At 71.7% G+C, this 26,139-nt stretch carries 21 protein-coding genes; 3 read left to right on the forward strand and 18 right to left on the reverse strand.

Going from position 1 to position 26,139, the window contains the following annotated elements; all coding sequences use genetic code 11:
* Positions 1–7 precede the first annotated feature (7 nt).
* Positions 8–595 carry a dienelactone hydrolase family protein gene (locus IO40_RS0108915; RefSeq protein WP_031175218.1) on the reverse strand — a complete coding sequence of 196 codons (588 nt, stop codon included), beginning with the start codon at positions 593–595 and terminating at the stop codon, positions 8–10.
* A gap of 160 nt (positions 596–755) precedes the next feature.
* On the opposite strand from IO40_RS0108915, the gene IO40_RS0108920 reads away from it, so the two are divergent.
* The gene (locus IO40_RS0108920; RefSeq protein WP_033228578.1) at positions 756–1,796 is read left to right on the forward strand and encodes a mechanosensitive ion channel family protein; all 1,041 of its coding nucleotides are present in this window, start codon (positions 756–758) and stop codon (positions 1,794–1,796) included.
* Positions 1,797–1,896: 100 nt separating this feature from the next.
* Here the strand turns inward: IO40_RS0108920 and IO40_RS0108925 are convergent, their stop codons facing one another.
* Together IO40_RS0108925 and IO40_RS0108930 are read right to left on the reverse strand one after the other, a co-directional pair.
* Positions 1,897–3,501: a Na+/H+ antiporter gene (locus IO40_RS0108925; protein WP_016468442.1), complete on the reverse strand. Its 1,605-nt coding sequence runs from the start codon at positions 3,499–3,501 to the stop codon at positions 1,897–1,899.
* A 3-nt stretch (positions 3,502–3,504) separates the two neighbouring features.
* Entirely contained in the window at positions 3,505–4,446 is a 942-nt protein-coding gene (locus tag IO40_RS0108930) for an RluA family pseudouridine synthase (RefSeq protein ID WP_031175220.1), read from the reverse strand.
* 173 nt (positions 4,447–4,619) lie between these two features.
* Between IO40_RS0108930 and IO40_RS0108935 the strand changes: the two genes are divergently transcribed.
* Positions 4,620–5,963: a metallopeptidase domain-containing protein gene (locus IO40_RS0108935; RefSeq protein ID WP_031175221.1), complete on the forward strand. Its 1,344-nt coding sequence runs from the start codon at positions 4,620–4,622 to the stop codon at positions 5,961–5,963.
* Positions 5,964–5,978: 15 nt separating this feature from the next.
* On the opposite strand, the gene lspA is transcribed toward IO40_RS0108935, so the two are convergent.
* Positions 5,979–6,569, reverse strand: coding sequence for a signal peptidase II (gene lspA, locus IO40_RS0108940; protein WP_030406156.1), 591 nt, complete (start codon positions 6,567–6,569; stop codon positions 5,979–5,981).
* 44 nt (positions 6,570–6,613) lie between these two features.
* Positions 6,614–7,447, reverse strand: a complete 834-nt coding sequence (locus IO40_RS0108945) for a TraR/DksA family transcriptional regulator (RefSeq protein ID WP_031175222.1) — start codon at positions 7,445–7,447, stop codon at positions 6,614–6,616.
* 484 nt (positions 7,448–7,931) lie between these two features.
* On the opposite strand from IO40_RS0108945, the gene ileS reads away from it, so the two are divergent.
* Positions 7,932–11,060 carry an isoleucine--tRNA ligase gene (gene ileS / locus IO40_RS0108950; protein ID WP_016468447.1) on the forward strand — a complete coding sequence of 1,043 codons (3,129 nt, stop codon included), beginning with the start codon at positions 7,932–7,934 and terminating at the stop codon, positions 11,058–11,060.
* Positions 11,061–11,268: 208 nt separating this feature from the next.
* Here the strand turns inward: ileS and IO40_RS0108955 are convergent, their stop codons facing one another.
* The 13 genes from IO40_RS0108955 to IO40_RS0109015 all read right to left on the reverse strand — a co-directional run bounded on the left by IO40_RS0108955 (position 11,269) and on the right by IO40_RS0109015 (position 26,127).
* Complete coding sequence (locus IO40_RS0108955; protein ID WP_016468448.1) at positions 11,269–12,414, reverse strand: DivIVA domain-containing protein; 1,146 nt, start codon at positions 12,412–12,414, stop codon at positions 11,269–11,271.
* Between the two features lie 51 nt (positions 12,415–12,465).
* Entirely contained in the window at positions 12,466–12,750 is a 285-nt protein-coding gene (locus IO40_RS0108960; protein WP_016468449.1) for a YggT family protein, read from the reverse strand.
* A 65-nt stretch (positions 12,751–12,815) separates the two neighbouring features.
* On the reverse strand, positions 12,816–13,454 hold the full coding sequence (locus IO40_RS0108965) for a cell division protein SepF (protein ID WP_031175223.1): 639 nt from the start codon (positions 13,452–13,454) through the stop codon (positions 12,816–12,818).
* A gap of 140 nt (positions 13,455–13,594) precedes the next feature.
* A complete protein-coding gene (locus tag IO40_RS0108970) occupies positions 13,595–14,341 on the reverse strand; it encodes a YggS family pyridoxal phosphate-dependent enzyme (RefSeq protein WP_041968640.1) in 747 nt (248 codons plus the stop codon).
* 15 nt (positions 14,342–14,356) lie between these two features.
* Complete coding sequence (gene pgeF / locus IO40_RS0108975) at positions 14,357–15,088, reverse strand: peptidoglycan editing factor PgeF (protein ID WP_016468452.1); 732 nt, start codon at positions 15,086–15,088, stop codon at positions 14,357–14,359.
* Positions 15,085–16,329 (reverse strand): cell division protein FtsZ, encoded by a 1,245-nt coding sequence (gene ftsZ, locus IO40_RS0108980; protein WP_016468453.1) that lies wholly within the window; start codon positions 16,327–16,329, stop codon positions 15,085–15,087. The genes pgeF and ftsZ overlap by 4 nt, the downstream gene beginning before the upstream one ends.
* 391 nt (positions 16,330–16,720) lie before the next feature.
* Positions 16,721–17,689, reverse strand: a complete 969-nt coding sequence (locus tag IO40_RS0108985; protein WP_016468454.1) for a cell division protein FtsQ/DivIB — start codon at positions 17,687–17,689, stop codon at positions 16,721–16,723.
* A 60-nt stretch (positions 17,690–17,749) separates the two neighbouring features.
* Positions 17,750–18,844, reverse strand: coding sequence for an undecaprenyldiphospho-muramoylpentapeptide beta-N-acetylglucosaminyltransferase (gene murG / locus IO40_RS0108990; protein ID WP_016468455.1), 1,095 nt, complete (start codon positions 18,842–18,844; stop codon positions 17,750–17,752).
* A 6-nt stretch (positions 18,845–18,850) separates the two neighbouring features.
* Positions 18,851–20,248, reverse strand: coding sequence for a putative lipid II flippase FtsW (gene ftsW, locus IO40_RS0108995; protein ID WP_016468456.1), 1,398 nt, complete (start codon positions 20,246–20,248; stop codon positions 18,851–18,853).
* Positions 20,249–20,298: 50 nt separating this feature from the next.
* Complete coding sequence (murD, locus tag IO40_RS0109000) at positions 20,299–21,705, reverse strand: UDP-N-acetylmuramoyl-L-alanine--D-glutamate ligase (RefSeq protein ID WP_234315497.1); 1,407 nt, start codon at positions 21,703–21,705, stop codon at positions 20,299–20,301.
* Between the two features lie 86 nt (positions 21,706–21,791).
* Positions 21,792–22,856 (reverse strand): phospho-N-acetylmuramoyl-pentapeptide-transferase, encoded by a 1,065-nt coding sequence (gene mraY, locus IO40_RS0109005; protein WP_016468458.1) that lies wholly within the window; start codon positions 22,854–22,856, stop codon positions 21,792–21,794.
* Entirely contained in the window at positions 22,853–24,295 is a 1,443-nt protein-coding gene (locus IO40_RS0109010) for a UDP-N-acetylmuramoyl-tripeptide--D-alanyl-D-alanine ligase (protein WP_016468459.1), read from the reverse strand. The genes mraY and IO40_RS0109010 overlap by 4 nt, the downstream gene beginning before the upstream one ends.
* Positions 24,292–26,127 (reverse strand): UDP-N-acetylmuramoyl-L-alanyl-D-glutamate--2,6-diaminopimelate ligase, encoded by a 1,836-nt coding sequence (locus IO40_RS0109015; protein ID WP_078565695.1) that lies wholly within the window; start codon positions 26,125–26,127, stop codon positions 24,292–24,294. Before IO40_RS0109015 ends, IO40_RS0109010 begins: the two co-directional genes overlap by 4 nt.
* Positions 26,128–26,139: the final 12 nt, after the last annotated feature.

Consider the following 26,139-nt stretch of genomic DNA (forward strand, 5'->3'; position numbering starts at 1 on the left):
GCGGGGCCTACAGGGTGTCGAGGAAGCCCAGGACGGTGCGCCAGGTGGCCTCCGCCGCGTCCTCGTCGTAGTCCTCCAGCCCCGCGTGCGTGTACAGGTGCCCCGCACCGGGGTAGCGGTGGACCTCCACATCGGCGCCGGCCCGCTGCATGCGCAGGTACCAGGCGGTCAGCCAGTCGTGCGGCTCGAACGCGTCGGGGTCGCCGACGTGCAGCTGGACGGGCAGCTCGTCCACGGCCGCCTCCTCCGGGATGTCGGAGGTCCCGGAGAACAGGACGAGGCCGCGTGCCTTCCCGTCGGCCAGGGCGAGGTTCTGGGCGACGGAGCCGCCCAGCGAGAAGCCCGCGTACACCAGCCCCTTGTCCAGGTGCGGCGCCGTCGCGGTGATGGCCCGCCTGAGAAGTTCGTCACGCGAGGGGCTCTCGTCCTTCTCCCGCATCCGCATCCCCTCCTCGACGGAGGCCGCGGTGCGGCCCTCGAAGAGGTCGGGGGTGATCACCTCGTGCCCCGCGGCACGGAGCCGGTCCGCGGCGGCGTGCACATCCGCGGTGAGCCCGCACACGGAGTGGAAGAGGACGATCGATACGGGTGCCACTGGATGTCACTTCCTTCACAGAGAGCCCTCGCTGAGAGCCCGGGGGCCGGGTACCTCACATGGTGCCAGGTACGGTCGTCCGTGGTCCTCGGACGGCCGCGGGCGCGGCCGTCCGCCCCCGGCGCGGAGACCGCGGGGATTCCCTAGGAGAAAGGCGACCATGGAGAACGTGCTCCGGCCCGTCATCGTCTTCGGTGGCGCGGTCGTGCTCTCGTACGTGCTCGCCTGGGCCGTCGACCGCCTGATGGTACGCCTCGACGCCCGGCACCCGGAGACCCCGATGTGGGGGCTGCTGCGCAGCGGGCGGGTCCCGTTCCAGGCCGTGGTCTTCGTCGCGCTCGTCAGCGGATTCTTCGGCTCCACGCACCTGGCCAAGGACCACAGAGAAGTCGTCGACCTGTGGCTGACGATCATCCTCGTACTGGCCTCGGCCTGGCTGATCCTGCGGCTGGTGGCGGCGATAACGGAGACGATCGCCACCCGGTACGCCGGGGCCACCCACGATCCGGCACGGGGCCGGCGGGTGCGCACCCAGCTGACGTTGATCCGGCGGCTGATCACCGCGGTGGTGACGGTGATCGCGGTGGCCGCGGTACTGCTCCAGTTCCCCGGCATGAAGACCTTCGGCACCTCGATGCTCGCCTCCGCCGGTGTGCTGGGCATCGTCGCCGGTATCGCCGCCCAGTCGACACTGGGCAACCTGTTCGCGGGGCTGTCGATCGCCTTCGGCGACATGGTGCGGATCGGCGACGAGGTCGTGGTCGAGGGCGGGATGGGCACCGTCGAGGAGATCACCGTCTCCTATCTGGTGATCCTCACCTGGGACGAGCGCCGCATCACGATGCCCGTCTCCTACTTCACCAGCAAACCGTTCGAGAACTGGTCGCGCGGCGGCTCCCAGATGACCGGCACCGTCTACCTCCAGCTGGACCACTCGGCGCCGATCGCCGAGCTGCGCGCCAAGACGGAGGAGCTGGTACGGGCGAGCGACGAGTGGGACGGCCGCAGCTGGAGCCTGGTGGTCACCGACAGCACGCCCTCCACGATCGAGGTGCGGGTCGCGATGACGGCGCGCTCCTCGGACGACCTGTGGACGCTGCGCTGCTCGGTCCGCGAGAACCTGCTGACCTGGCTGCGGGAGACCCACCCGGAGGCGCTGCCGGGCATCCGGCTGACCGGACAGCAGGAGAAAGCCCTCTGAGCCGGACCCGCCCACCGGGCCCGGCCCGCGCCCTCGCCGGGGCGTTCGCGTCCGGCCGGGCGCCCCGGCGAGGGAGGCCGGGTGAGGGAGGGGCGGCGCGTCAGCCGACGCGGAAGCTGCGGACGTCCAGCTGGTGCAGGATGCGGTCGACCACTTCCGGATCGATCCCGGCCTCGCTCCGCGCCGAGAGCACCTCGTGCCGGGCGGCGGAGAGCAGCTCGCCCTGGAGACGCCGCATCTTCTGGGCGCGGGCGACCCGCTTGCGGTGGGCGACGCGGCGTTCCTCGTCGACGATGTCGGGCGAGATGCGGGCACCCAGGTCGTAGGCCCGGCGGGCGAGTGCCTCGGAGACCTCCTCGGGCAGCTCCTCGACCTCCTCGATCTCGCGGAGGCGCTTGCGGGCCGCCTTGGCGACCCGCAGCGCGAGCTGCCGCTCCACCTCCCGCTCGGAGGCGCTGTCGGCCTGCACATTGAGCCGGTTGACCAGCCAGGGCAGGGTGAGCCCCTGGAAGACGAGGGTGACCAGCACCACCGCGAACGCGATGAAGATGATCGCCTCCCGGCCGGGGAAGGCGCCGCCGCCGGCCTCGCCGGACACGCTCAGCGGTACGGCGAGCGCCAGTGCGACCGAGGCCACTCCGCGCATCCCGGACCACCACACGACGACGGTCTCCCGCCAGTTGCGGGGGATGTCCTCGTCCAGGTCCTTGCGCTGGTGGAGCCGCTGCGCCAGCCACGCGGTGGGCAGCAGCCACAGCAGCCGCAGGACGACCACGACCCCCACCACGGCCCCGGCGGCGGGCAGCAGCTGCCGCCACTCGTCCTGCACGGTGCCGAAGATGGTGTGCAGCTCCAGTCCGATCAGCCCGAAGGCGACCCCGGTGACGAGGGTGTCCACGATCTGCCAGAAGGTCTGCCCGGCCAGCCGCCCCTGCACGTCGTCCGCGTCCACGGCGCGTCCGGAGGCCAGGTACAAGGCCGTCATCAGCACGGCCAGCACGCCGGAGCCCATCAGCTCCTCGGCCAGCACGTAGGAGGCGAACGGCACCAGCAGGGTGAGCCCGGTCTGGAGGGTCGCGTCACCGAGGTAGCTCATCAGCTTGCTGGCGACCCAGCCGAGGGCCAGGCCGACGACGACGGCGACGACGCCGGAGAGCACCAGTTCACCGGCGGCGACGGGCAGCGAGAAGGTGCCGGTGACGGCGGCGGCGATGGCCACGTGGTAGAGGGTGATGGCCGTCACGTCGTTGAAGAGGCCCTCGCCCTCCAGCGCGGAGACCAGCCGGCGGGGCAGCCCGACGGTGCCGGCCACGGCGGTGGCGGCGACCGGGTCGGGCGGGGCCACCAGGGCGCCCAGTGCCACGGCGCCCGCGAGGCCGAGTCCGGGCACCAGTGCGTTGGCGACGGCGGCGACCGCGGCGGTGGTCACGAACACCAGGGCGACCGCCATCAGGAAGATGGGCCGTTTGTTCGCCGCGAACTGCCGCCAGGAGGTGCGCTGCGCCGCCGCGTAGATCAGTGGCGGCAGCACCAGCGGCAGGATGAACTCGGGCGGCAGCGAGACGTTCGGGATGGACGGGATGAGCGCGAGCACCCCGCCGAAGATCGTCATCAGTACCGGCGAGGGCAGGTTGAGCTTGTCCCCCAGCGGGACCATGACGACGGCGGCGAGCAGCAGGGCGAAGAAGAGAGCGAGCTGGTCCATGGATCAGGAGCTCTCGGCCCGCACCTTGTCGAGGGCGGCCTGGAGGTCGGCCGGGTAGGCGCTCTCGTACTCGACCCAGCGGCCGTCGCCCGGGTGCTCGAAGCCGAGCCGCACCGCGTGCAGCCATTGGCGTTCGAGTTTCAGCCGCTTGGCCAGCGTCGGGTCGGCACCGTAGGTCAGGTCGCCGACGCAGGGGTGCCGGTGCGCGGCCATGTGCACCCGGATCTGGTGGGTGCGGCCCGTCTCCAGCTTGATGTCCAGCAGGCTGGCGGCGCGGAACGCCTCGATCAGGTCGTAGTGGGTCACCGAGGGCTTGCCGTCGGAGGTGACCGCCCACTTGTAGTCGTGCTGCGGGTGCCGGCCGATGGGGGCGTCGATCGTGCCGCTGAGCGGGTCGGGGTGCCCCTGGACGAGCGCGTTGTACCGCTTGTCGACGGTGCGCTCCTTGAACTGCCGCTTGAGCAGGGTGTAGGCCCGCTCCGACTTGGCGACCACCATCAGCCCGGAGGTGCCCACGTCCAGCCGGTGCACGATGCCCTGGCGCTCGGCCGCACCGGAGGTCGCGATGGTGTAGCCGGCGGCGGCCAGCCCCCCGATGACGGTGGGACCGCTCCAGCCGGGGCTCGGGTGCGCGGCGACACCGACCGGCTTGACGATCACCACGATGTCCTCGTCGTCGTGGACGATCTCCATGCCCTCGACCGGCTCGGCGACGATCTGCACCGGCTGCGCCTGCTGGGGCATCTCGACCTCCAGCCACGCACCGCCCTGCACCCGGTCCGACTTGCCCGCCGGGGCCCCGTCCAGCAGCACTTTCCCGCCCGCGGCCAGCTCCGCCGCCTTCGTCCGGGAGAAGCCGAACATCCGGGCGAGTGCGGCATCGACGCGCTCGCCTTCGAGGCCGTCGGGTACGGGCAGGGTGCGGGTCTCAGGAAGCGTGCTCACCTGATCGAGTATGCCGGACGCGCCCGTACGGCCCGCACGCCCACTCCTCCGCTCCGCTCACCCGCGCGGACCGCCCCGGAGTGCGGCGCCGGTGCGGGCTGCGGACCGTGTTACGAGGAAGACGCGCCGGACGCGCCTCGGGGGCCGGCCAGCGAATGCGGAGGAACCACCCGATGACGCCGCGCAGGACACCGAAGCACCCGGCACGCCGGTCGCGACCGGGGCAGGACGGCTCCGGCATATCCGGCGGCCCGCCCGGCGGCCCCGGCATACCCCGCCGACGGTCGGCCGACGATCCGCAGGACCGGCCACCGCGCCGCCGCCCGGCACGCCACCGGGCGATGGCCCTGGCCACCGCCTTGGCCACGGCCTGTCTGTGCCTGGCACCGGTACCGGCCGCGGCGGCGGAGGGGATCACCGGTCCGTGCGCCATAGCGCCCGGGGACGGCACCGACGAGGGCCCGCTGGCGCCGGGCTACGTCCGGCCGTGGGGCCACAAACGGGCCCTGATGCTGATGGTGGACTTCCCCGACCTTCCGGCGGCCACCCCCGCCCGGGAGCGCGCCCGGTTCTTCTCCGGCTACGGGGACCGCTACCTCGACCGCGCCTCCTTCGGCCAGTACCGGCTGGAGACCTCGCCCAGCGCCGACTGGATACGCATGCCGCGGCCGTGGTCCTCCTACGGGATCACCCGCGGCATCCCCACCAGTCTGATGCGCGGCTACGTCCAGGACGCGCTGGAGGCCGCGCACCGGCAGGGCACCGATGTGCACGGCGCCGATCTCGTCTTCGTCGTCGCCGACAGCAACGTCCCCGCCGCCCCGACGGTCTCGCAGGCCCACACCTTCGACGGCCTGGAGGCGGGCGGCACCCGGGTGCACGGAGCGGCGCTCATCTTCGGCCGGGCGGCCGACTCGGCGCTGTGGCAGCGCGGCAACTTCGTGCACGAGGCCAACCACCTCTACGGCCTGCCCGATCTGTACAACGTCGCCGAGAACGCCTCGGTGGAGTACGCCGGCGGCTGGGACACCATGAGCATGGCCGGCATCTCCGACCTGCTGGGCTGGCACAAGTGGAAGTTCGGCTGGCTGGACCGCTCCCGGGTCGGCTGTGTCACCGCCGCCGGCACCACCGAGCACACGCTGGCGCCCCTCAGCTCCCGTGACGCGGCCATCACCGTCGTCCGCACCGGGACGCACCGGGCGATAGTCGCCGAGACCCGCACCCGTTCGGGGCTGGACCGGGACATCTGCGCGGAGGGCGTGCTGCTCTACACCGTCGACTCCCGCACGCCCACCGGGGAGGGCCCGGTGCGGGTGGTGGACGCCCGGCCGCACAGCGGCGGCGGCCCGGCCTGCGCCGACCGGCTCCCCACCGAACTGGCCGAACTGTCGGACGCGCCCTTCACCCCGGGCCGCGGCCACACGTTCCGCGACGGGGTGCGGATCACGGTCACCGGGGAGGCCGGCGACGGCTACCGGATACGCGTCCACGTCCCGCGGGAGCCGGACCGGTAGCGCAGGACGGAAGGGTCAGTCCCGGTGGACGGTGCCGTCCGGGTCGAGCCCCCGGAAGGAGAGCAGCACGATCAGGATGCCGCCGCACACGATGGCCGAGTCGGCGAGGTTGAAGACCGCGAAGTGCTTGGGCGCGATGAAGTCGACCACGGCGCCCTGGAACACGCCCGGCGCCCGGAAGATGCGGTCGGCCAGGTTGCCGCAGGCGCCGCCGAGCAGCAGCCCCAGCGCGATGGCCCACGGCGTGCTGTAGAGCTTGCGCGCGATCCGGGCGATCACCACGACGACGGCCACCGCGATGGCCGTCAGCACGATCGTCAGCGCCTCCCCCATGCCGAAGGCGGCACCGGGGTTGCGGATGACGCTGAGCTGGAGCCAGGTGCCGATCAGCTCGATCGGCTCGTGGTTCTCCAGCTCGGCGACCACCACCAGCTTGCTGACCAGGTCCAGCACGAAGGCGAACGCGGCCACCGACATCAGCACCAGGATCCGGCGCTTGCGGGCGGGAGCCGGCGGCCGGTCATGCGGGTCCGGGGCCTGCTCTTCGCCGACCGCACCGGCCGGGCCGTCGTCGGGGCTGCCCCCGGTCCGCTCCACCTCAGTCACGCCTTGAGGGTACGACACGCGGGGGCGGCGTGGTTCATCGCCGGTCAGCGGCGCTCCTGCTTCTGCTTGCACTCCACGCACAGCGTCGCCCGGGGGAAGGCCTGCATCCGGGCCTTGCCGATGGGCCGGCCGCAGTTCTCGCACAGCCCGTAGGTGCCCGCGTCCAGCCGCTCCATGGCCCGCTCGGTCTGGTAGAGCATCTCGCGGGCGTTGGCGGCCAGCGCCATCTCGTGCTCGCGGGTGATGTTCTTGGTGCCGGTGTCGGCCTCGTCGTCGCCCGCCCCGTCGCCCGAGTCGCGCATCAGCCCGCTGAGCGCCTCGTCGGCCGTGACGATTTCCGCCCGCAGCCGCTCGGCCTCGTCCCGCAGCACCCGGCGGGCCTCCTCGACCTCCTCGGGGGACCAGGGGTCCTCACCGGGGCGTACGGGCAGTTCCCCGGGGGCCGCGCCCCCGCTGTTCCTGGCCGGCGGTACGGCCTCGGTCGTCGCCGCCGGAGTCTTCTTCGCAGCCACCGTCTCTGCTCCCGTCGTCGTTGGCGCGGCCTGCGCGGCGGGCGCCGCCTGGGCGTCCTGCCGGTCCTCGGCCGCGCCGGCCGCTGTCTCGTCAGCCGCGGCCTGTGGTGCCGCGGGCCGTTCCCCCGCGGCCTGGTCCGCCGCGGCTTTCTTCGCCGGAGCCTTCTTCGCCGGAGCCTTCGCCGGTGCCTTCTTCGCCCCCGCCTTCTTCGCCCCCGCCTTCTTCGCCGTCTTCTTCGCCGCCTTCTTCGCGGCGGTCTTCTTCGCCGGTGCCTCCTCCTCACCGGCCGGGTCGGTTGCCGCGGCCTTGCGTGTGGCCTTCTTCGACGCTGCCGTCTTCTTCGCGGCGCTCTCCTCCGCCACCATGACCGCGGCCCCTTCACATTTTGTGATCTTGCTCGCGAAACGTGCCCGGAACGATAAATCGACCCCAAGGGCACGGCAACGGGGCACGCCGGTCTGCAACCGTTGTGCCCCGCCCGGCCGCTCGAAAACCGCTCCGCCGCCCGTCGCGGGGCCCCTTACACTGGGGGCAGCGAAAGGCGATGAAGGGGACGAGTAGCGTCCGTGAGCGGCCCAGAGCGATCCGGGGACGGTGGGAGCCCGGAGGCGAGCGCGGCGTGAAGATCACCCCGGAGCCGCCGGAAGAAACCCCCGCGGCACGGTCCGCGGGGCGAGTAGAACCGGCAGCGCTGCCCCAATGAGGGGGCGGGGGGCCGCACCGTGGCCCGCCGCCAAGGAGGGTGGTACCGCGGGCCCACCGCCGCACAGGCAGGCGGACTCGTCCCTCCGACGGTAGTGAAGGCGCGTGACGCCTTCCCGATGCCCGCCGGAGGAAGAAGACCCGACGATGCAGTACAACCAGGTGCCCGCCCAGGTCGATCTGCCCGCGATGGAACGCGCGGTGCTCGACTTCTGGCGTGAGAGCAAGGTGTTCGCCCGCAGCCTCCAGATGTCCGAGGGCCGCCCGGAGTGGGTCTTCTACGAGGGCCCGCCGACCGCCAACGGCATGCCCGGCGCCCACCACATCGAGGCCCGTGTCTTCAAGGACGTCTTCCCCCGGTTCCGCACCATGCGCGGCTACCACGTGGCCCGCAAGGCCGGCTGGGACTGCCACGGCCTGCCCGTCGAGCTGGCCGTGGAGAAGGAGCTGGGCTTCAACGGCAAGCAGGACATCGAGAACTTCGGCATCGCCGAGTTCAACGCCAAGTGCCGCGAGTCGGTGACCCGGCACACCGACGCGTTCGCCGAGCTGACGACCCGCATGGGCTACTGGGTCGACATGGACGACGCCTACCGCACGATGAACCCCGAGTACATCGAGTCGGTGTGGTGGTCGCTCAAGCAGATCTTCGAGAAGGGCCTGCTGGTCCAGGACCACCGCGTGGCCCCCTGGTGCCCGCGCTGCGGAACCGGCCTGTCCGACCACGAGCTGGCGCAGGGCTACGAGACGGTCGTCGACCCGTCCGTCTACGTCACGATGCCGCTGACGTCCGGCCCGCTGGCCGGCGAGGCGTCGCTGATGGTGTGGACGACCACGCCCTGGACGCTGGTGTCGAACGTCGCGGTCGCCGCGCACCCCGACGTCACCTACGTCGTCGCCTCCAACGGCACCGACAAGGTCGTCGTCGCCGAACCGCTGCTGGCCTCCGCGCTCGGCGAGGAGTGGCACATCACCGGCCAGCGCTACACGGGCCGCGAGATGAACGGCTGGCACTACCAGCGCCCGTTCGAGCTGGTGGACATCCCGGGTGCCCACTTCGTCGTCAACGACACCTACGTCACCACCGAGGACGGCACCGGCATGGTGCACCTGGCGCCCTTCGGTGAGGACGACTTCCGGGTGGCCCGCGCCAACGGCATCGACCCGGTCGTCCCCGTCCGCGCCGACGGCACCTTCGACCCGGACCTGGACCTGGTCGGCGGCCAGTTCTTCAAGAAGGCCGACGAAGCCCTGGTCGCGGACATGGCGGAGCGCGGCATCCTCTTCCGGCACGTGGCCTATGAACACAGCTACCCCCACTGCTGGCGCTGCCACACGGCCCTCATCTACTACCCGCAGCCGTCGTGGTACATCCGCACGACGCGGATCAAGGACGCGCTGCTGCGGGAGAACGAGGCCACCAACTGGTTCCCCGAGTCCGTCAAGCACGGCCGCTTCGGCGACTGGCTGGACAACAACGTCGACTGGGCCCTCTCCCGCAACCGCTACTGGGGCACCCCGCTCCCCATCTGGCGCTGCGAGGAGGACCACCTCACCTGCGTCGGCTCCCTCGCCGAGCTGAGCGAGCTGTCCGGCAGCGACCAGTCCGGCCTCGACCCGCACCGCCCCTACATCGACGCGGTCACCTTCCCCTGCCCCGCCGAGGGCTGCGGGCGCACCGCCACCCGCGTCCCGGAGGTCATCGACGCCTGGTACGACTCGGGCTCGATGCCCTTCGCGCAGTGGGGCTACCCGTACAAGAACAAGGAACTGTTCGAGAAGCGGTACCCGGCCCAGTTCATCTCCGAGGCCATCGACCAGACCCGCGGCTGGTTCTACACGCTGATGGCCGTCGGCACCCTCGTCTTCGACAAGTCCTCCTACGAGAACGTCGTCTGCCTCGGCCACATCCTCGCCGAGGACGGCCGCAAGATGTCCAAGCACCTGGGCAACATCCTGGAGCCCATCCCGCTCATGGAGCAGCACGGCGCCGACGCGGTGCGCTGGTTCATGGCCGCCGGCGGCTCCCCCTGGGCCGCCCGCCGGGTGGGCCACGGCACCATCCAGGAAGTCGTCCGCAAGACGCTGCTGACCTACTGGAACACCGTCGCCTTCCAGGCGCTGTACGCCCGCACCAGCGGCTGGGCCCCCTCCGAGACCGACCCGGCCCCGGAACAGCGCCCGCTGCTCGACCGCTGGCTGCTCAGCGAACTGCACGCCCTGGTCGACCAGGTCACCCTCGCCATGGACGCCTACGACACCCAGCGCGCGGGCAAGCTGCTGTCCACCTTCGTCGACGACCTGTCCAACTGGTACGTCCGCCGCTCCCGCCGCCGCTTCTGGCAGGGCGACACCGCCGCGCTGCGCACCCTGCACGAGGTGGTGGAGACGGTCACCAAGCTGATGGCGCCCATCACCCCGTTCATCACCGAACGGGTCTGGCAGGACCTCATCGTCCCCGTCACCCCGGGCGCGCCGGACTCGGTCCACCTGTCCGCCTGGCCCGAGGCCGATTTGACCCGCATCGACGCGGAGCTGTCCCAGGACATGCTGCTGGTGCGGCGTCTGGTGGAGCTGGGCCGCGCCTCGCGCGCCGAGTCCGGCGTCAAGACCCGCCAGCCGCTGTCCCGCGCGCTGATCGCCGCGCAGGGCTTCGAGACGCTGTCGCCGGAGATGCGCACCCAGATCACCGAGGAGCTGAACGTCGAGGAGCTGGCCTCGCTCTCCGAGGTCGGCGGCTCCCTCGTCGACACCTCGGCGAAGGCCAACTTCCGTGCGCTGGGCCGCCGCTTCGGCAAGGAGACCCAGAGCGTGGCCCGGGCCATCGCGGAGGCCGACGCCGCCGCCCTGGCCGTGGCCCTGCGCGAGGGCACCGCCTCGGTCGAGGTCAACGGCGAGACCGTCGCCCTCAGCCCCGAGGAGGTCATCATCACCGAAACCCCGCGCGAGGGCTGGTCGGTGGCCTCCGACGCGGGCGCCACGGTCGCGCTCGACCTGGAGATCACCCCGGAGCTGCGGCGCACGGGCCTGGCCCGGGACGCCATCCGGCTCATCCAGGAGGCCCGCAAGAACTCCGGCCTCGATGTCGCCGACCGGATCGAACTTCGCTGGCAGTCCACCGACGAGGACGTCTCCCGCGCCCTCGCCGAGCACACCTTCCTCATCGCCGAGGAGGTTCTGGCCACCGAGTTCGCCCAGGGCGACCCGACCGAGCTGGAGGGTCCCTCCTTCGAGGACGAGGGCCTCGCCCTCACCTTCCGTCTCCGCAAGGCGTGACGGACGGGGCGCCCCCCCGCACAACCCCGCCAGGGGGCCGCGCGCCCCCTGGCATCCCGGGCACCCCCCAGGCGCCGGACGGACCGACACCGCAGGTCCGTCCGGCGCCTGAACTTTTCCGAGCCGGGCTCAACCCGACCGAAACGGGCCGGGCCCGAGAGCTGGAATCGCTCTCGGGCCCGGCCCGATGGTGAAAGGGTTCAGCGTGTCAGCTGTCGTCCTCGTCGATGAGGAAACCCCTCATGGGCGACGGCGCCTGCGCCGGCTGCGGCCCGCCCTGCGGTCGCACGGGAGCCATCGGCTGCGTCATCGCGGGCGACATCTGCTGCTGCCCGCCGTACGAGTGCCCGGCACCGCCCTGGGTGTGCGGGCCGCCCTGTCCGGCGTGGCCGCCCATGGAGTGCCCGTTGGCACCCATCGACTGGTGGCCGCCCATGGAGCCGCCACCACTGGTGGCCGCACCCGCGGGAGCACCGGCCGAGGCCATCGACGGCGCGGGCAGCGACGCGGCGGCCGGGGTGCGCGGCGGCGCCAGCGAGTCGTCCGCCTGGTTCTCCAGCTGGCGCAGCTGGCTCTCCAGGTACGACTTCAGACGCGTGCGGTACTCGCGCTCGAAGCCGCGCAGGTCCTCGACCTTGCGCTCCAGCGTGGCGCGGGCGGACTCCAGGGAGCCCATGGCGACACGGTGCTTCTCCTGCGCGTCCCGCTCCAGCGCGTCGGCCTTGGCGCGCGCGTCCCGCTCCAGACCCTCGGCGCGGCTGCGCGCCTCACCGACGATCTTGTTGGCCTCGGAACGGGCCTCCGCGATCGCCTGGTCGGCGGTCTGCTGCGCCAGCGACAGCACGCGGGCGGCGCTGTCGTTGTTCTGACCGGGCATCTGCGGGCCGCCCTGCGGACCGCCGGGGCCCATCGGGCCGCCCTGCTGCGGGCCGGGGCCGCCGGGGCCCATCGGACCGCCCTGCGGGCCCGGGCCACCGGGACCGCCGGGCCCACCGGGGCCCGCGGGAAGCTGCGCCTGTGCGCCGGGAAGCTGCGGCGGACCGCCCATGCCCTGCTGCTGGGGCGGGACGGGCTGCGGTCCGGATATGGCGGCGGGCACGGGGGCCCCGCCTTGCTGCTGCTGACGGTCCTGAGGTTCGGGTGGCTTTCGCATGCCGCCCTGTTGTTGGTTCTGCGCCGCGGCACGCGTGGCGGCTGCCAGCTTGGCGCGCAGGTCCTCGTTCTCGCGCAGCAGTCGGGTCAGTTCGGCTTCGACCTCATCGAGGAAGGCGTCGACCTCGTCCTCGTCATAGCCTTCCCGCAGACGGACGGTCGTGAACTGCTTGTTCCGCACGTCCTCGGGGGTCAGGGGCATCTCTTCACCTCAACGTAAGTCGTCGGCATACCGGCAAGACCATGTGATCGTTCACACCCAGCCCACGACGGTGATCAGGATGTAGACGATGATCATGAGCACGAAGAAGGACAGGTCGAGCGCCACGCCCCCGAAGCGCAGCGGTGGGATGAACCGCCGCAAAAGCTTGAGTGGCGGATCGGTGACAGTGTAGGCGGCCTCCAGGATGACCACCATCGCCTTGCCGGGTTGCCATGAGCGGGCGAACTGGAAGACATAGTCCATCACCAGCCGGAAGATCAGCACGAGCAGGAAGACATAGAGCGCGATTTGGACCACGTCCAATGCGGTTCTCATCTACGCGTCCCTCTCCCCTGGGGTGCTCGTGCGGCCTGGCGGCCCGTTCCTGGATTCTGCCTGTCTCAGCTCTGGTTGAAGAACCCGCCCTCCGCGATGCGGGCCTTGTCCTCCGCCGTGACATCGACGTTAGCAGGAGACAGCAGGAACACCTTCTGCGTCACTCGCTCGATACTGCCGTGCAGACCGAAGACCAGACCAGCCGCAAAGTCGACAAGTCGCTTCGCGTCGGTGTCGTCCATCTCCGTCAGATTCATGATCACCGGAGTGCCCTCACGGAAGTGTTCCCCGATGGTACGGGCCTCGTTGTAGGTGCGTGGGTGCAGCGTGGTGATCCGGTACGGCTCACGTTCGGACACGACCTTGGGCATGATCACCGGGGCACTCTTCTCGACGTTCTGGCGTTCAGGTGTGATGGATGACACCGGAGCGATTCTTCCAGGTCGTCCACTTTCGGCAGCAACCGCCGGAGTTGGCTCCTGCTCCCGTTCCCGCTGCGCCGGCGGGTGAACGACCCGTACCGGTTCGTCCGGTTCGGCCTTCTGGAGGGAATGATGTGATTCTTCCGACTCGTACCGCCGACGGTCACGTTCGGGCTCGGGCTCGGGCTCGAACTCGTCGTCGGGGTCGAACCCCCGGCCGTCGTACCCATCGTCCTCCACGAGGCCGAGGTAGACCGCCATCTTGCGCATCGCGCCGGCCATTCTCTGCGTCCTCCGCTCTGTGGTGGATCGACTCCGCCCCCGTCACCGGTGGCCCTGGGATGATCCACGCGCCCTCTCCGACCGGCCTTTCCGGCGGAAATGACCATATATTCTGCTGTGGCCCAACTCGTTTGGCGACGTTACCGGAGCCGGGGTCGCTGACCGAGTATCGCGCTGCCGACGCGCACATGTGTCGCACCCGCGCGCACGGCTTCCTCCAGGTCCGCGCTCATCCCCGCCGAAACCATCGTGGCAGCAGGATGGGCCGCACGCAGGCTCGTTGAGATTTCCCTCAGCCGCTCGAAGGCGGCCTCCGGCTGCCCGGCGAGCGGCCCCGTCAACGGTGCGACGGTCATCACTCCGTCGAGCCGCAATCCCTGAGCCGCCGTCACCGCTTCCGCGAGATCGGTCACACCGTCGGGTGCCACTCCGCCCCGCTCGCCGACCGAGCCGGACTCCGCGTCGAACGCCACCTGGATCAGACAGCCGATCTCACGTTCGGCACGGACGGCGGCACCGGAGAGCGCGGTCACCAGCCGGGCCCGGTCCACCGAGTGCACGCGGTCGGCGTAACCGGCAACGGAGCGGGCCTTGTTGGTCTGGAGCTGGCCGACGAAGTGCCAGGTGAGCGGGGCATCGGCGCAGGCGGCAGCCTTGGGCGCGGCTTCCTGGTCGCGGTTCTCGGCCACGTTCCGCACCCCCAGCCCGGCCAGCAGCCGCACGTCCGAGGCCGGGTAGGTCTTGGTGACGACGATGAGGGTGACGTCCTCCCGCTTACGCCCCGCCGCGACGCAAGCGCTCTCGATGCGCTCCTCCACCCGGGCGAGATTGGCGGCCAGCTCCGCCTTGCGCGCCGCCTCGTCGGCGCCGGAGGGCTCCGGGGACATCTGTGCCGTCACTGTTCAGCTCGCCTCGATCCAGACATAACTCGCAAGCCTTCCCGTGGTCTTCTCCCTGCGGTACGAGAAGTGATCACCCGATTCCAGGGTGCATACGGAAGACTGTTCCCATCTTGTGACACCCGCCCGGGCGAGCTGCGCCCGCACCGCGGCGGCCATGTCCACGGCCGGCGTGCCCCACCGGGTCGTCGCGTACGCCTCCGGCACGACGGCCGCCACCTCGTCCCGCATCCGCGCGGGTACCTCGTAGCACCGGCCGCACACCGCGGGCCCGGTGCGCGCGACGATCCGCTCCGGAGCGGCCCCCAGCCGGCTCATCGCCTCGACGGTCGCCTCGGCCACCCCGGCCTGGACGCCCGGCCGTCCGGCGTGCGCCGCTCCGACGACCCCGGCGACCGGGTCGGCCAGCAGCACGGGGGTGCAGTCGGCGGTGAGCACCGCCAGCGCGAGCCCCCGGCGCGCCGTCACCACACCGTCGAGCGGAGGCGCGTCCGCGCCGAACGGAGCGTCCACGACCGCGACGTCGCGCCCGTGCACCTGATGCATCCAGACCACCTTGTCGGGTGACAGGCCGAGCGCCCGCGCGGCCCGCTCCCGGTTGGTCCGCACCGCCTCGGGGTCGTCGCCCACCGCGCCGCCGAGATTGAGCTCCTCATACGGAGCGGCGCTCACCCCGCCCCACCTGTCGGTGAAGGCGAAGTGCGCGCCGCGGACCGTCTCTTGTGCGGTTATCACTTCAGGAAGTCCGGCACATCCAGCTCTTCCGCCTGACTGTCGTGGTACGGACGGGCCGGCGGCACCTGCGGGGTGGTCGGCGGGGGCGGCGGCACCTCACCCACCGGGGAGGGCTCCGGACGGGCCGCCGGTACGTCGTCCTCGCGCGGCGTGACCGAGCCGAGGCCGCCGAAGGTGGGGCGCTCCGGCTCCGGATCGGCCGCCGAGGACGGCTCGTCCTTGTACGAGGAGGCGGAAGCCGGCGCGGGGACCGAGGGGGAGCCCAGCGCCTTCTCCCCCTTCTTGGAGGGCGGCTGGCCGCCGTCGAACCCGGCGGCGATGACCGTCACCCGCACCTCGTCGCCGAGGGCGTCGTCGATAACGGCACCGAAGATGATGTTGGCCTCCGGGTGCGCGGCCTCGCTCACCAGCTGTGCGGCCTCGTTGATCTCGAACAGGCCCAGGTCCGAGCCACCGGAGATGGACAGCAGCACACCGCGCGCCCCGTCGATGGAGGCTTCCAGCAGCGGCGAGGAGATGGCCATCTCGGCGGCGGCCACCGCGCGGTCGTCGCCGCGCGCCGAGCCGATGCCCATGAGGGCCGAGCCCGCCTCCGACATCACGGACTTGACGTCCGCGAAGTCCAGGTTGATCAGGCCCGGGGTGGTGATCAGGTCGGTGATGCCCTGGACGCCGGAGAGCAGCACCTGGTCCGCCGACTTGAAGGCGTCCAGCACACTGACCTGGCGGTCCGAGATGGACAGCAGCCGATCGTTCGGAATGACGATCAGCGTGTCGACCTCGTCGCGGAGCCCCGCGATGCCGTCCTCGGCCTGGTTGGCCCGGCGGCGGCCCTCGAAGGTGAAGGGGCGGGTGACCACGCCGATGGTGAGCGCGCCGAGCGAGCGGGCGATGTTCGCCACGACGGGTGCGCCACCGGTGCCGGTGCCGCCGCCCTCGCCGGCGGTCACGAAGACCATGTCGGCGCCCTTGAGGACCTCCTCGATCTCCTCGCGGTGGTCCTCGGCCGCCTTGCGGCCGACGTCCGGGTTGGCGCCGGCGCCGAGGCCGCGCGTCAGTTCGCGGCCCACATCGAGCTTGACGTCGGCGTCGCTCATCAACAGGGCTTGCGCGTCAGTGTTGATCGCGATGAACTCGACGCCCTTGAGACCGACCTCGATCATCCGGTTGATGGCGTTCACGCCACCGCCGCCAATACCGACGACTTTGATGACTGCGAGGTAGTTCTGCGGTGCTGCCACGTCGAAGGCCTCTCGCCTCGAGTTACGTATCCCTGTGGGGCGGTTCGAACGCCGACCCGAACCCTAAGTGTGAAGTTTAGGGTTACCAGTGCCTGTCTTACTTGGACTCTTCGCAACGGACACTAAGTCGACAAGCGCTGGGTGTTCAACGAACACGCCGAACCTCCCGTTTTTCTTTTCACCCTATGTGATCAGCCTGAGCGGTAGCCATCCAGGGTGCTCACCAGCCACGACGCCCGTCAACCGACGGGCGGGTGCCAACGGGCAGGCATCAGCGTGGTCACGCGAGACCCCGCGGGTCAACTGACGCGGCCCGGCACGGCGGGAGTCCAGCCGTTCGCCGCGCCCGGCCGGCGGTACGCGGGCCGGGCGGTGCGGCTCCGGCGCCGGGTCAACTGTCCGAGGCGGCCGGTGCGCTGGGGGCGGAGACGTCGAAGTGGGTGGCGTCCTCGGCGGCTTTCATCAGGGCGGTGAGCGCGGTGGCCTTCGCCTCGGCTCGTTCGGAGCTGCCCCATCCGACGGTGCGTTTCCCGGTCAGTTCCAGAGTGATGTCGTCGTAGGAGCGCACCCGGACGACACGGGTGGCCCGGCGTACCGGTTCGGGCAGTGCCGCGGCGACCCGGGCGGCTTCGCGGCGCAACCGTGTGTCCGAGAAGTGCTCCCGGGCCGGTCGTGATCCGCCTTGCAGTACGAGAACCGGAACGCCTTTCGGCGGCTTGCCCACTGTGGCGAATCGCACGCCGTCGACGTCCACTTCCACATACTTGCCGGCGCTTTCCATGACCAGTTCAGGTCGTCTTTCGGTCACCGTGAGGGTGATGTCGTGCGGCCAGCTCCGTTCGACGGTGACATCACGCACCCGGGGCAGCGCCCGGCGCACACGCTCGCGCACGGCGCCTTTGTCGATGCTGATGAGCGGGTCGCCGAGCGGAACGGCCGCGGCGCGGGTGACGTCGTTCTCGCTCAGTACGCGGGTTCCCCCGACGGAGACGTTCTCGGCGCGCAGCCACGAGGAGCCGTAGAGGGCCCACAGGCCGAATCCGCACAGTGGGACGAGGAGTGCCAGGACGAGCAGCAGCGTGCGGCGTTTCGGCAGCCACCGTCCCGGACGGGTTTCGCCGTCACCGCTTCCGTTTCCCCGGCCGCCCCGGGAACCGGAACCCGAACCGGAGCCGCGGGACGGTGCCGCGGGGCGGGGCGTCGCGCGGCCGGCCGTCCCGGCCGCGCCCCGGGGCCGTACGGGACGGGCCGTGCCGGCCCCGCGGCCCGCCGCGGCCACTTTGCCGGCCGCGGCGCCCTTGCCCGTCCCGCCGGTCCTCTCACCCTTGTCGGACTTGGCCGTTCTGGCAGCTCTGACCACGCCGGACCACCCTGCTTTCTGCGTTGTCGGCGAGCCGCCGGCTGCGGGCCCCGGTACGGCTCAGCGCCGGTGGCCCGCGGCGATCGCCTCGTGCACCATGCCGACGAGCAGTTCGTCGGCGTCCGGACGGCCGAACTCGGCAGCGGCGCGCGACATGGCGGTGAGCCGCTGCGGGTCGGTGAGGACCGGGAGCACGTTGCCCTGGATCCACTCCGGTGTCAGTTCGGCGTCGTCGACGAGGAGTCCGCCGCCCGCCTTGACGACCGGCTGGGCGTTGAGCCGCTGTTCGCCGTTGCCGATGGGCAGCGGCACATAGGCGGCGGGCAGCCCGACGGCCGAGAGTTCCGCCACGGTCATCGCGCCGGCGCGGCAGAGCATCATGTCGGCCGCGGCGTATGCGAGGTCCATCCGGTCCACATACGGTACCGGCACATAGGGCGGCATACCGGGCATCTGGTCCACGTGGGGGAGCTCGTTCTTGGGGCCCACGGCGTGCAGGATCTGGACCCCGGCGCGCTGGAGGTGCGGAACGACCTGCTGGATGACCTCGTTGAGCCGGCGCGCGCCCTGTGAACCGCCGGAGACCAGCAGCGTGGGCAGGTTGGGGGCGAGCCCGAACGCGGCGCGGGCCTCCGGCCGGACGGCGGCCCGGTTGAGCGTCGCGATGGAGCGGCGCAGCGGGATGCCGACGTACCGCGCGTTGCGCAGCTTGCTGTCGGGCGTGGAGACGGCCACGGCGTGCGCGTACCGGGAGCCGATCTTGTTGGCGAGTCCGGGCCGGGCGTTGGCCTCGTGCACGACGATGGGCACCCCGGCACGCTTGGCCGCCAGATAGCCGGGCAGCGCCACGTAGCCGCCGAAGCCGACGACGCAGTCGGCCTTGGTGCGCTCCAGGATCTGCTCGGCCGCCTTGATGGTGCCGCGCAGCCGGCCGGGCACGGTGATCAGTTCGGGCGTGGGTTTGCGCGGCAGCGGAACGGCCGGGATCAGCTCAAGCGCGTAGCCGCGCTCGGGCACGAGCCGCGTCTCCAGGCCGCGCTCCGTACCGAGGGCCGTAATCCCCACGGTCGGGTCCTGCCTCCGCAGGGCGTCCGCGAGGGCGAGCGCGGGCTCGATGTGGCCGGCGGTCCCCCCACCGGCGAGTACGACGTGCACGCTGTTTCACCGCTCTCCGGACGGCACACGCCTCGTGCGCCGTCTCATCGTCTTCTCTCTCTTCCGGCCGGAGGTGGTCCCCGGACGCAGCAGCCCTGCCAGCCCTCCCCGCGGCATGCGCTGCCACAGGCCGGGCTGCCGCACGGCCAGCGCTGCTCGTGCCGCCGGATCGCTGCGCGCGAAGGCGATCAGCATTCCGACGGCGAACATCGTCGGCAGCAGGGCGGACCCACCGTAGGAGAACAGCGGGAGGGGGACACCGGCGATCGGCAGCAGACCGAGCACCGCACCGATGTTGACCACCGCCTGCACGGTGATCCACGTCGTCACACCTCCCGCGGCATACCTCACGAACGGGTCCTCCGTGCGTCCGGCCACGCGGATACCCGCATAGCCTAGAGCCGCGAAGAGGGCGAGCACCGACAGCGTCCCCGCCAGACCGAGTTCCTCCCCGGTCACGGCGAAGATGAAGTCGGTGTGCGGTTCGGGGAGTTGACCCCATTTTTCCACACTCGCCCCGAGGCCGGAACCGAACCATCCGCCGGACGCCAGCGCGTAGATGCCGTGCACGGCCTGCCAGCACTGGTCCTGCGGCCCCGGATCGGTGGCGGCGATGCAGCCGAGCCGGGACATCCGGTTGGGGTTGGATGTGATGAGGAACGCACTCGCGACGACGGCGACCGCCAGCACGGTGCCGAACAGCCGGGTGGGGGCGCCGGCCAGCCACAGCAGCCCGAAGAGCACGGCGCCCAGGATGATGGCGGTGCCCATGTCGCCGCCGAGCATGATGAGGCCGAGCAGCAGCAGCGTGCCGGGCACCAGCGGCACCAGCAGGTGCTTCCACTGGGTGAGCATCTTCTTCTCGCCCTTGCGCGCCAGCAGGTCGGCGCCCCACAGGACGAGCGCCAGCTTGGCGAACTCGCTGGGCTGGAGCTGGAAGGGGCCGCCGAGGGAGAGCCAGTTGCGGTTGCCGTTGACCTCCTGCCCCACGCCGGGGATTTGCACCAGGCACATCAGGAAGACGGAGACGGTCAGCAGCGGGTAGGCCAGCCCCCGGTGCACCCGCGTCGGCATCCGGGTGGCCGCCAGCAGCAGTACGGCGCCCAGGAGGGCGGCCACCAGTTGTTTGCGGAAGTAGTAGGTGGAGGGGAGGCCGGACTGGAGGGCCTGGATCTGGGAGGCGGAGAAGACCATCACCAGTCCGAGCACGGTGATGAGCGCGCTGCCGCCCAGGATCAGGTAGTAGGCGGTCAGCGGCCGGTCCCAGGCGCGTTTGGCGCGCAGGAAGAGCCGTTGCGGGGCGGACGTGCCCTGGGGTGTACGGGGGCGCCCCGGCGGGCGCGCGGGCGCGGGGCGTGTGCCCGCGCGCCGGGCCGTGGGCGGTTTGGCGGATCGCGCCGTCATCCGTATCCCCTCCGTCTCGCCCGCGCCCTGGGCCGGCCGGGACCGCGGGGTTACTGCTCGCTGTGGCCTTCGGCGGCGGCGAGGGCCCGGACCGCCTCGGCGAACGCGTCGCCGCGCGCGTTGTAGTTGACGAACATGTCCATCGAGGCGCACGCGGGGGCCAGCAGTACGGTATCTCCCGGCCGGGCCAGCGCGGTCGCTTCCCGGACCGCCTCCGCCATCGCCCCAGTGTCGGTGCGTGCGAGGTCCACCACCGGCACATCGGGGGCGTGTCGCGCCAGGGCGTCGGCGATCAGCTGCCGGTCGGCGCCCAGCAGCACGGCGCCGCGCAGCCGGGAGGCCGCGGCGGCGGCCAGCTCGTCGAACGTGGCGCCCTTGGCCAGTCCCCCGGCGATCCACACGATCTTCTCGTAGGCGGCCAGCGAGGCCGCAGCCGCGTGGGTGTTGGTCGCCTTGGAGTCGTCCACGTAACCGACACCGCCGACCTCGGCGACCCTGGTGATGCGGTGGGCGTCCGGACGGAAGGCGCGCAGCCCCTCGCGTACCGCGGTGGGCGGCACCCCGAAGGCGCGGGCCAGGGCCGCGGCGGCGAGCGCGTTGGCGATGTTGTGCGGCGCGGGCGGGTCGATGTCGCTCACCTCGGCGAGCTCCTGCGCCTGGCGCTGCCGGTTCTCGACGAAGGCCCGGTCGACCAGCACACCCTCGACCACACCCAGTTGGGAGGGCGCCGGGGCGCCCAGGGTGAAGCCGATGGCGCGGGCGCCCTCGACCACGTCGGCCTCCCGCACCAGGTCCTCGGTGCGGGGCGCCCCGGCGGCGGCTGCGCTCTCGGCGTCGTCGGCGTTGTAGACGCAGGCGACCTGGTTGCCCTCGTAGATGCGCCCCTTGGCGGCGGCGTACTCCGTCATGGAGCCGTGCCAGTCGAGGTGGTCGGGGGCCAGGTTGAGGACGGCGCCGGAGTGCGGGCGCAGGCTGGGCGCCCAGTGCAGCTGGTAGCTGGACAGCTCCACCGCGAGCACGTCCAGACCGCTGTACGGCTCCTCCTCCAGCACGACGTCGATGAGGGAGACGCCGATGTTGCCGACGGCGGCCGTGCGCAGCCCGGCGGCGCGCAGGATCCCGGCGAGCATCTGGACGGTGGTGGTCTTGCCGTTGGTGCCGGTGACCGCGAGCCAGGGCGGACTGTCCGGCCCGCGCAGCCGCCAGGCCAGCTCCACGTCGCCCCACACCGGCACCCCGGCCTCGGCCGCCGCCGCGAAGAGCGGCGCGGACGGCCGGAAGCCGGGGGTGGTGACGACCAGCCCGGTGCCCTCGGGCAGGGTGCGGTCGTCACCGAGCCGCACGGTGACGCCCAGCTCCTCCAGTTCGGCGGCCTGGCGGCGCGGCCCCTCGCCGTCGCCGCCGTTGACGACCGTGACCCGGGCACCGAGACGGTGCAGGACGCGGGCGGCGGGCATACCGCTGACGCCGAGCCCGGCGACCGTCACGTGCGTGCCGGACAGCTGCGCGGTCAGGTCCGCGAGGTTCGCCCTGCTGCCGGTGCTCACTTGCTCGCCGCCCAGCCCGCGTAGAAGATGCCGACGCCGACGATGGCGCACATGCCCTGGATGATCCAGAACCGGACCACCACAAGGACTTCGGACCACCCCTTCAGTTCGAAGTGGTGCTGGAGCGGTGCCATCTTGAAGACGCGCTTCCCGGTGAGCCGGAAGGAGCCGACCTGGATGACCACGGACATGGTGATGAGCACGAACAGGCCGCCGAGGATGGCCAGCAGCAGTTCGGTGCGGGAGCAGATGGCCAGGCCGGCCAGCGCGCCACCGAGGGCGAGGGAGCCGGTGTCACCCATGAAGATCTTGGCCGGCGAGGTGTTCCACCACAGGAAGCCGAAACAGGCGCCCATCAGGGCCGCCGCGACGATGGCCAGGTCGAGCGGATCGCGTACCTCGTAACAGCTGGCTCCCGCGGTGGCCCGGTTGGCGCAGGACTCCTGGTACTCCCATACGCAGATGAACACATAAGCGCCGAAGACCATCACCGAGGCGCCGGTCGCCAGACCGTCCAGGCCGTCGGTGAGGTTCACGCCGTTGGACATCGCCAGGATCATGAACAGCGCCCAGACGACGAACAGCACGGGCGGCAGGGCCCAGCCGAAGTCCTGGGTGAAGGACAGCTTGGTGGAGGCCGGGGTGAGCTGCCGCGCGTCCTCGAAGCTGAGCGCCAGCAGCGCGAAGGCGATACCGACGATGAGCTGGCCGGCCATCTTGGCCTTGGCCCGCAGACCGAGGCTGCGCTGCTTGACGATCTTGATGTAGTCGTCCAGGAAGCCGACCAGGCCCATCCCCGCGAACAGGAAGAGCACCAGCACGCCGGAGAAGGACGGCTCCTCCCCGGTGATCAGCTTGGTGAGCACATAGGCGAGCAGTGTCGCCAGGATGAAGGCGATACCACCCATGGTGGGGGTGCCGCGCTTGCTGTGGTGGTTCTGCGGGCCGTCGTCCCGGATGAACTGGCCGTAGCCCCGCGAGGCGAGCAGCTTGATCAGCAGCGGGGTTCCGATCAGGGACAGAAAGAGTCCGATGACCCCGGACAGGAGGATCTGCCTCATCGGGCGGCGCCTCCGGCCTCGTGCGCCGAGGTGGTCCCGCCCTCCAGCAGGGCAGCCGCCACCTTCTCCAGGCCGACCGACCGGGACGCCTTCACCAGCACGACGTCCCCCGCGCGCAGTTGACTGCGCAACAGGTCGACGGCCGCCTCAGTGTCGGACACGTGCACCGACTCCTCACCCCACGAACCCTCGTTCTTGGCACCCATGTCGAGCCAGGCGGCCTCCCGGCCTCCGACTGCCACGAGCTTGCTGACGTTGAGCCGGACGGCGAGCCGTCCGATCGCGTCGTGCTCGGCGAGCGAATCGTCACCGAGCTCGGCCATCTCGCCCAGCACCGCCCAGGTCCGGCCCCCCCGGGCCTTGACCGCCTGTCCCATGGCGGACAGGGCACGGAGCGCGGCCCGCATGGAGTCGGGGTTGGCGTTGTAGGCGTCGTTGACGACCGTGACGCCGTCGGCGCGCTCGGTGACCTCCATCCGCCACCGGGAGAGCGTGCTCGCCGAGGAGAGCGCGTCAGCGATGTCCCCAGCGGGCATGCCCAGTTGGTGGGCGACGGCCGCCGCGGCGAGCGCGTTCGACACGTGGTGCTCACCGTACAGGCGCATCGTCACATCACCGCACCCGGTGGGTGTGTGAAGGGTGAAAGCCGGGGTACCGCGGTCCGAGAGCCGTACGTTTTCAGCCCTTACGTCCGCTTCGGGGTCCTCGCCGAAGAAGACGACGCGGGCCCGGGTACGGCTCGCCATGGCCCGTACGTACGGGTCGTCCGCGTTGAGGACCGCCACTCCGCCGTCGTCCGCGGCCGGCAGGTTCTCCACCAGTTCGCCCTTGGCCTGGGCGATCTGCTCACGTCCGCCGAACTCGCCCAGGTGCGCGGTGCCGACGTTGAGGACGACACCGATGCGGGGCGGCGTCAGTTCGGTGAGGTAGCGGATGTGACCGATGCCGCGGGCGCCCATCTCCAGCACCAGGTGCCGGGTGGACTCGTCGGCGCGCAGCGCCGTCAGCGGCAGACCGATCTCGTTGTTCTGGGAGCCCTCCGGCCACACCGTGGGCCCCAGTCGCTGGAGCAGCTGGGCGATCAGGTCCTTGGTGCTGGTCTTGCCACTGGACCCGGTCATCGCGACCACATGGGTGCCGAGGGTCTGCACCAGGTGCCGGGCCAGCGCGCCCAGGGCGCGGGTGACGTCGTCGACGACGACGGCGGGGACGCCGACGGGCCGGGAGGCGAGCACGGCGACGGCGCCGGCCTCGACGGCGGCGGCGGCGAAGTCGTGTCCGTCGGCGCGCTCACCGGCGAACGCCGCGAAGAGGGCACCGGGGCCCACCTGGCGGGAGTCGATCACCACCGGCCCGGTGACCCGCGCGTCCGGGTCCGTTATGTCGTGCTGCCGTCCGCCGGTGAGAGCGGCGATCTCTGCGAGGGAGAGGGGGATCATCGGTTCTGGTCGTCTGTCCGGTGATTCTCGGTGGGAAGGTCGGGGTGGGGAGGGGGAGACGAAGGGACGGGGGACGAGGGGGTGGCGGGCGGCGGGGAGGCCGCCGGGGCCGGCACGGCGGAGTGCGTCCGCTCGCGGATGGCCTCGCGCAGCACCTCCACGTCGTCGAACGGCCGTACGACGCCGGCGATGTCCTGGCCCTGCTCGTGGCCCTTGCCCAGCACCAGCACGCTGTCGCCGGGCTCGGCACGGGCGACGGCGGCGCGGATGGCGGCGGCCCGGTCCTCCTCCAGCAGCACGGTGCCGCGCTCATGGGCCGGGACCTCGGCGGCGCCGCCGAGCATGGCCGCGAGGATCGCCAGCGGGTCCTCGGAGCGGGGGTTGTCGGAGGTGAGCACCGCCGTGTCGGACAGCCGCGCCAGGGCCGCGCCCATCGCGGGGCGCTTGTGCGGGTCGCGGTCGCCGCCGCAGCCGAGGACGGCGTGCACGGCGCCGTCGGTGACCTTGCGCACGGCGTAGAGCACGGATTCGACGGCGTCGGGCTTGTGCGCGTAGTCGACGATGGCCAGATAGTCCTGGCCGGCGTCCACCCGCTGGAGGCGGCCGGGGACGCCGGGCACCGAGGCGATGCCCTCGGCGGCCGTGTGCGGGTCGATCCCGGCGGACACCAGCGCGGTGAGCGCGGCCAGCGCGTTGGACACGTTGAACGGCCCGGCCAGCGGCACCCCGCCGGGCACCCGCTGACCGTCGGGTCCCACGGCCGTGAAGGTCGAGCCCAGCGGGCCCAGCTCCACGTCCTCGGCCCGCCAGTCGGCGTCGGGGTGGCCCTCCGCGGAGAAGGAGACGACGGGAAAGCCCTCCTCCTTCAGCTCGGTCAGCAGCCGGAAGCCGTACTCGTCGTCGAAGTTGACGACCGCGGCCCGCGAGCGCCGCGGGGTGAACAGCTGCCGCTTGGCCTGGAAGTAGTCTTCCATGTCCGGGTGGAAGTCCAGGTGCTCGGGGCTGAGGTTGTTGAACACCCCGATGTCGAAGACGCAGCCGTCCACCCGGCCCAGGACCAGCGCGTGGCTGGAGACCTCCATGGCGAGGGAGCCGACCCCGCGCTCGCGCATCACCGCGAACAGCGCCTGGAGATCCGTGGCCTCCGGGGTGGTGCGCTCGGACTTGATCCGCTCGTCACCGATCCGCGATTCGACGGTGCCGATCAGCCCGGTCAGCCCGCCCTCCTTCTCGGCGGCCTTGCGCAGCCCGCCTTCCACCAGGTAGGCGGTCGTCGTCTTGCCGGAGGTACCGGTGATGCCGATCTGGAGCAGGTCCTCGCCCGGCCTGCCGTAGATGGCGGCGGCCAGCTCCCCCATCCGGCCGCGCGGGTCCGGCACGGTGAGCACCGGCAGCCCGGTGGCGCGGGCCCGCTCGGTGCCGCCCGGGTCGGTCAGCACGGCGGCGGCACCCAGCGTGCGGGCCTGCTCCACGAAGTCGGCGCCGTGCAGCCGGGCGCCGGGCAGCGCCGCGTAGACGTCGCCGGGGCGGACGGCACGGGAGTCATGGGTGATACCGGTGACGGACACCGCCTTCACATCGCCCGCCTCGGCCAGTGCGCCGCCCACCGGCGCGCCGGGGTCGTCGGCATCCAGCAGTCGGGCCAGCTCCGCGAGCGGGACGGGCGTGACCCGCGCGGGGCGGGGCGGCCCGGGGAAGGACTCGGGGGAGGTCTGATCAGCTTGTGGCACGGCGGTGAGCGTACCGGGCGGGGCGGCCGTGCCGCGAAGCGAGGGGCTCGCCGGGCCTTCCCCCGCCTGGCGGTTGCAGTCGTTCTCAGTGATCGTTCTCACGTGGCGCATGGC

The organism is Streptomyces albus subsp. albus (assembly GCF_000725885.1).
Taxonomy (GTDB): Bacteria; Actinomycetota; Actinomycetes; order Streptomycetales; family Streptomycetaceae; genus Streptomyces; species Streptomyces albus.

Coding starts and splice junctions, on each gene's coding strand:
- IO40_RS0108945 (WP_031175222.1), bottom strand. CDS start 7,447: ATGGTGGCGGAGGAGAGCGCCGCGAAGAAGACGGCAGCGTCGAAGAAG.
- IO40_RS0109010 (WP_016468459.1), bottom strand. CDS start 24,295: ATGATCCCCCTCTCCCTCGCAGAGATCGCCGCTCTCACCGGCGGACGG.
- murD (WP_234315497.1), bottom strand. CDS start 21,705: ATGCCCGCCGCCCGCGTCCTGCACCGTCTCGGTGCCCGGGTCACGGTC.
- IO40_RS0108925 (WP_016468442.1), bottom strand. CDS start 3,501: ATGGACCAGCTCGCTCTCTTCTTCGCCCTGCTGCTCGCCGCCGTCGTC.
- IO40_RS0108965 (WP_031175223.1), bottom strand. CDS start 13,454: ATGGCCGGCGCGATGCGCAAGATGGCGGTCTACCTCGGCCTCGTGGAG.
- ileS (WP_016468447.1), top strand. CDS start 7,932: ATGCAGTACAACCAGGTGCCCGCCCAGGTCGATCTGCCCGCGATGGAA.
- ftsW (WP_016468456.1), bottom strand. CDS start 20,248: ATGACGGCGCGATCCGCCAAACCGCCCACGGCCCGGCGCGCGGGCACA.
- IO40_RS0108970 (WP_041968640.1), bottom strand. CDS start 14,341: ATGTCCCCGGAGCCCTCCGGCGCCGACGAGGCGGCGCGCAAGGCGGAG.
- mraY (WP_016468458.1), bottom strand. CDS start 22,856: ATGAGGCAGATCCTCCTGTCCGGGGTCATCGGACTCTTTCTGTCCCTG.
- IO40_RS0108920 (WP_033228578.1), top strand. CDS start 756: ATGGAGAACGTGCTCCGGCCCGTCATCGTCTTCGGTGGCGCGGTCGTG.
- IO40_RS0108960 (WP_016468449.1), bottom strand. CDS start 12,750: ATGAGAACCGCATTGGACGTGGTCCAAATCGCGCTCTATGTCTTCCTG.
- IO40_RS0108955 (WP_016468448.1), bottom strand. CDS start 12,414: ATGCCCCTGACCCCCGAGGACGTGCGGAACAAGCAGTTCACGACCGTC.
- IO40_RS0108935 (WP_031175221.1), top strand. CDS start 4,620: ATGACGCCGCGCAGGACACCGAAGCACCCGGCACGCCGGTCGCGACCG.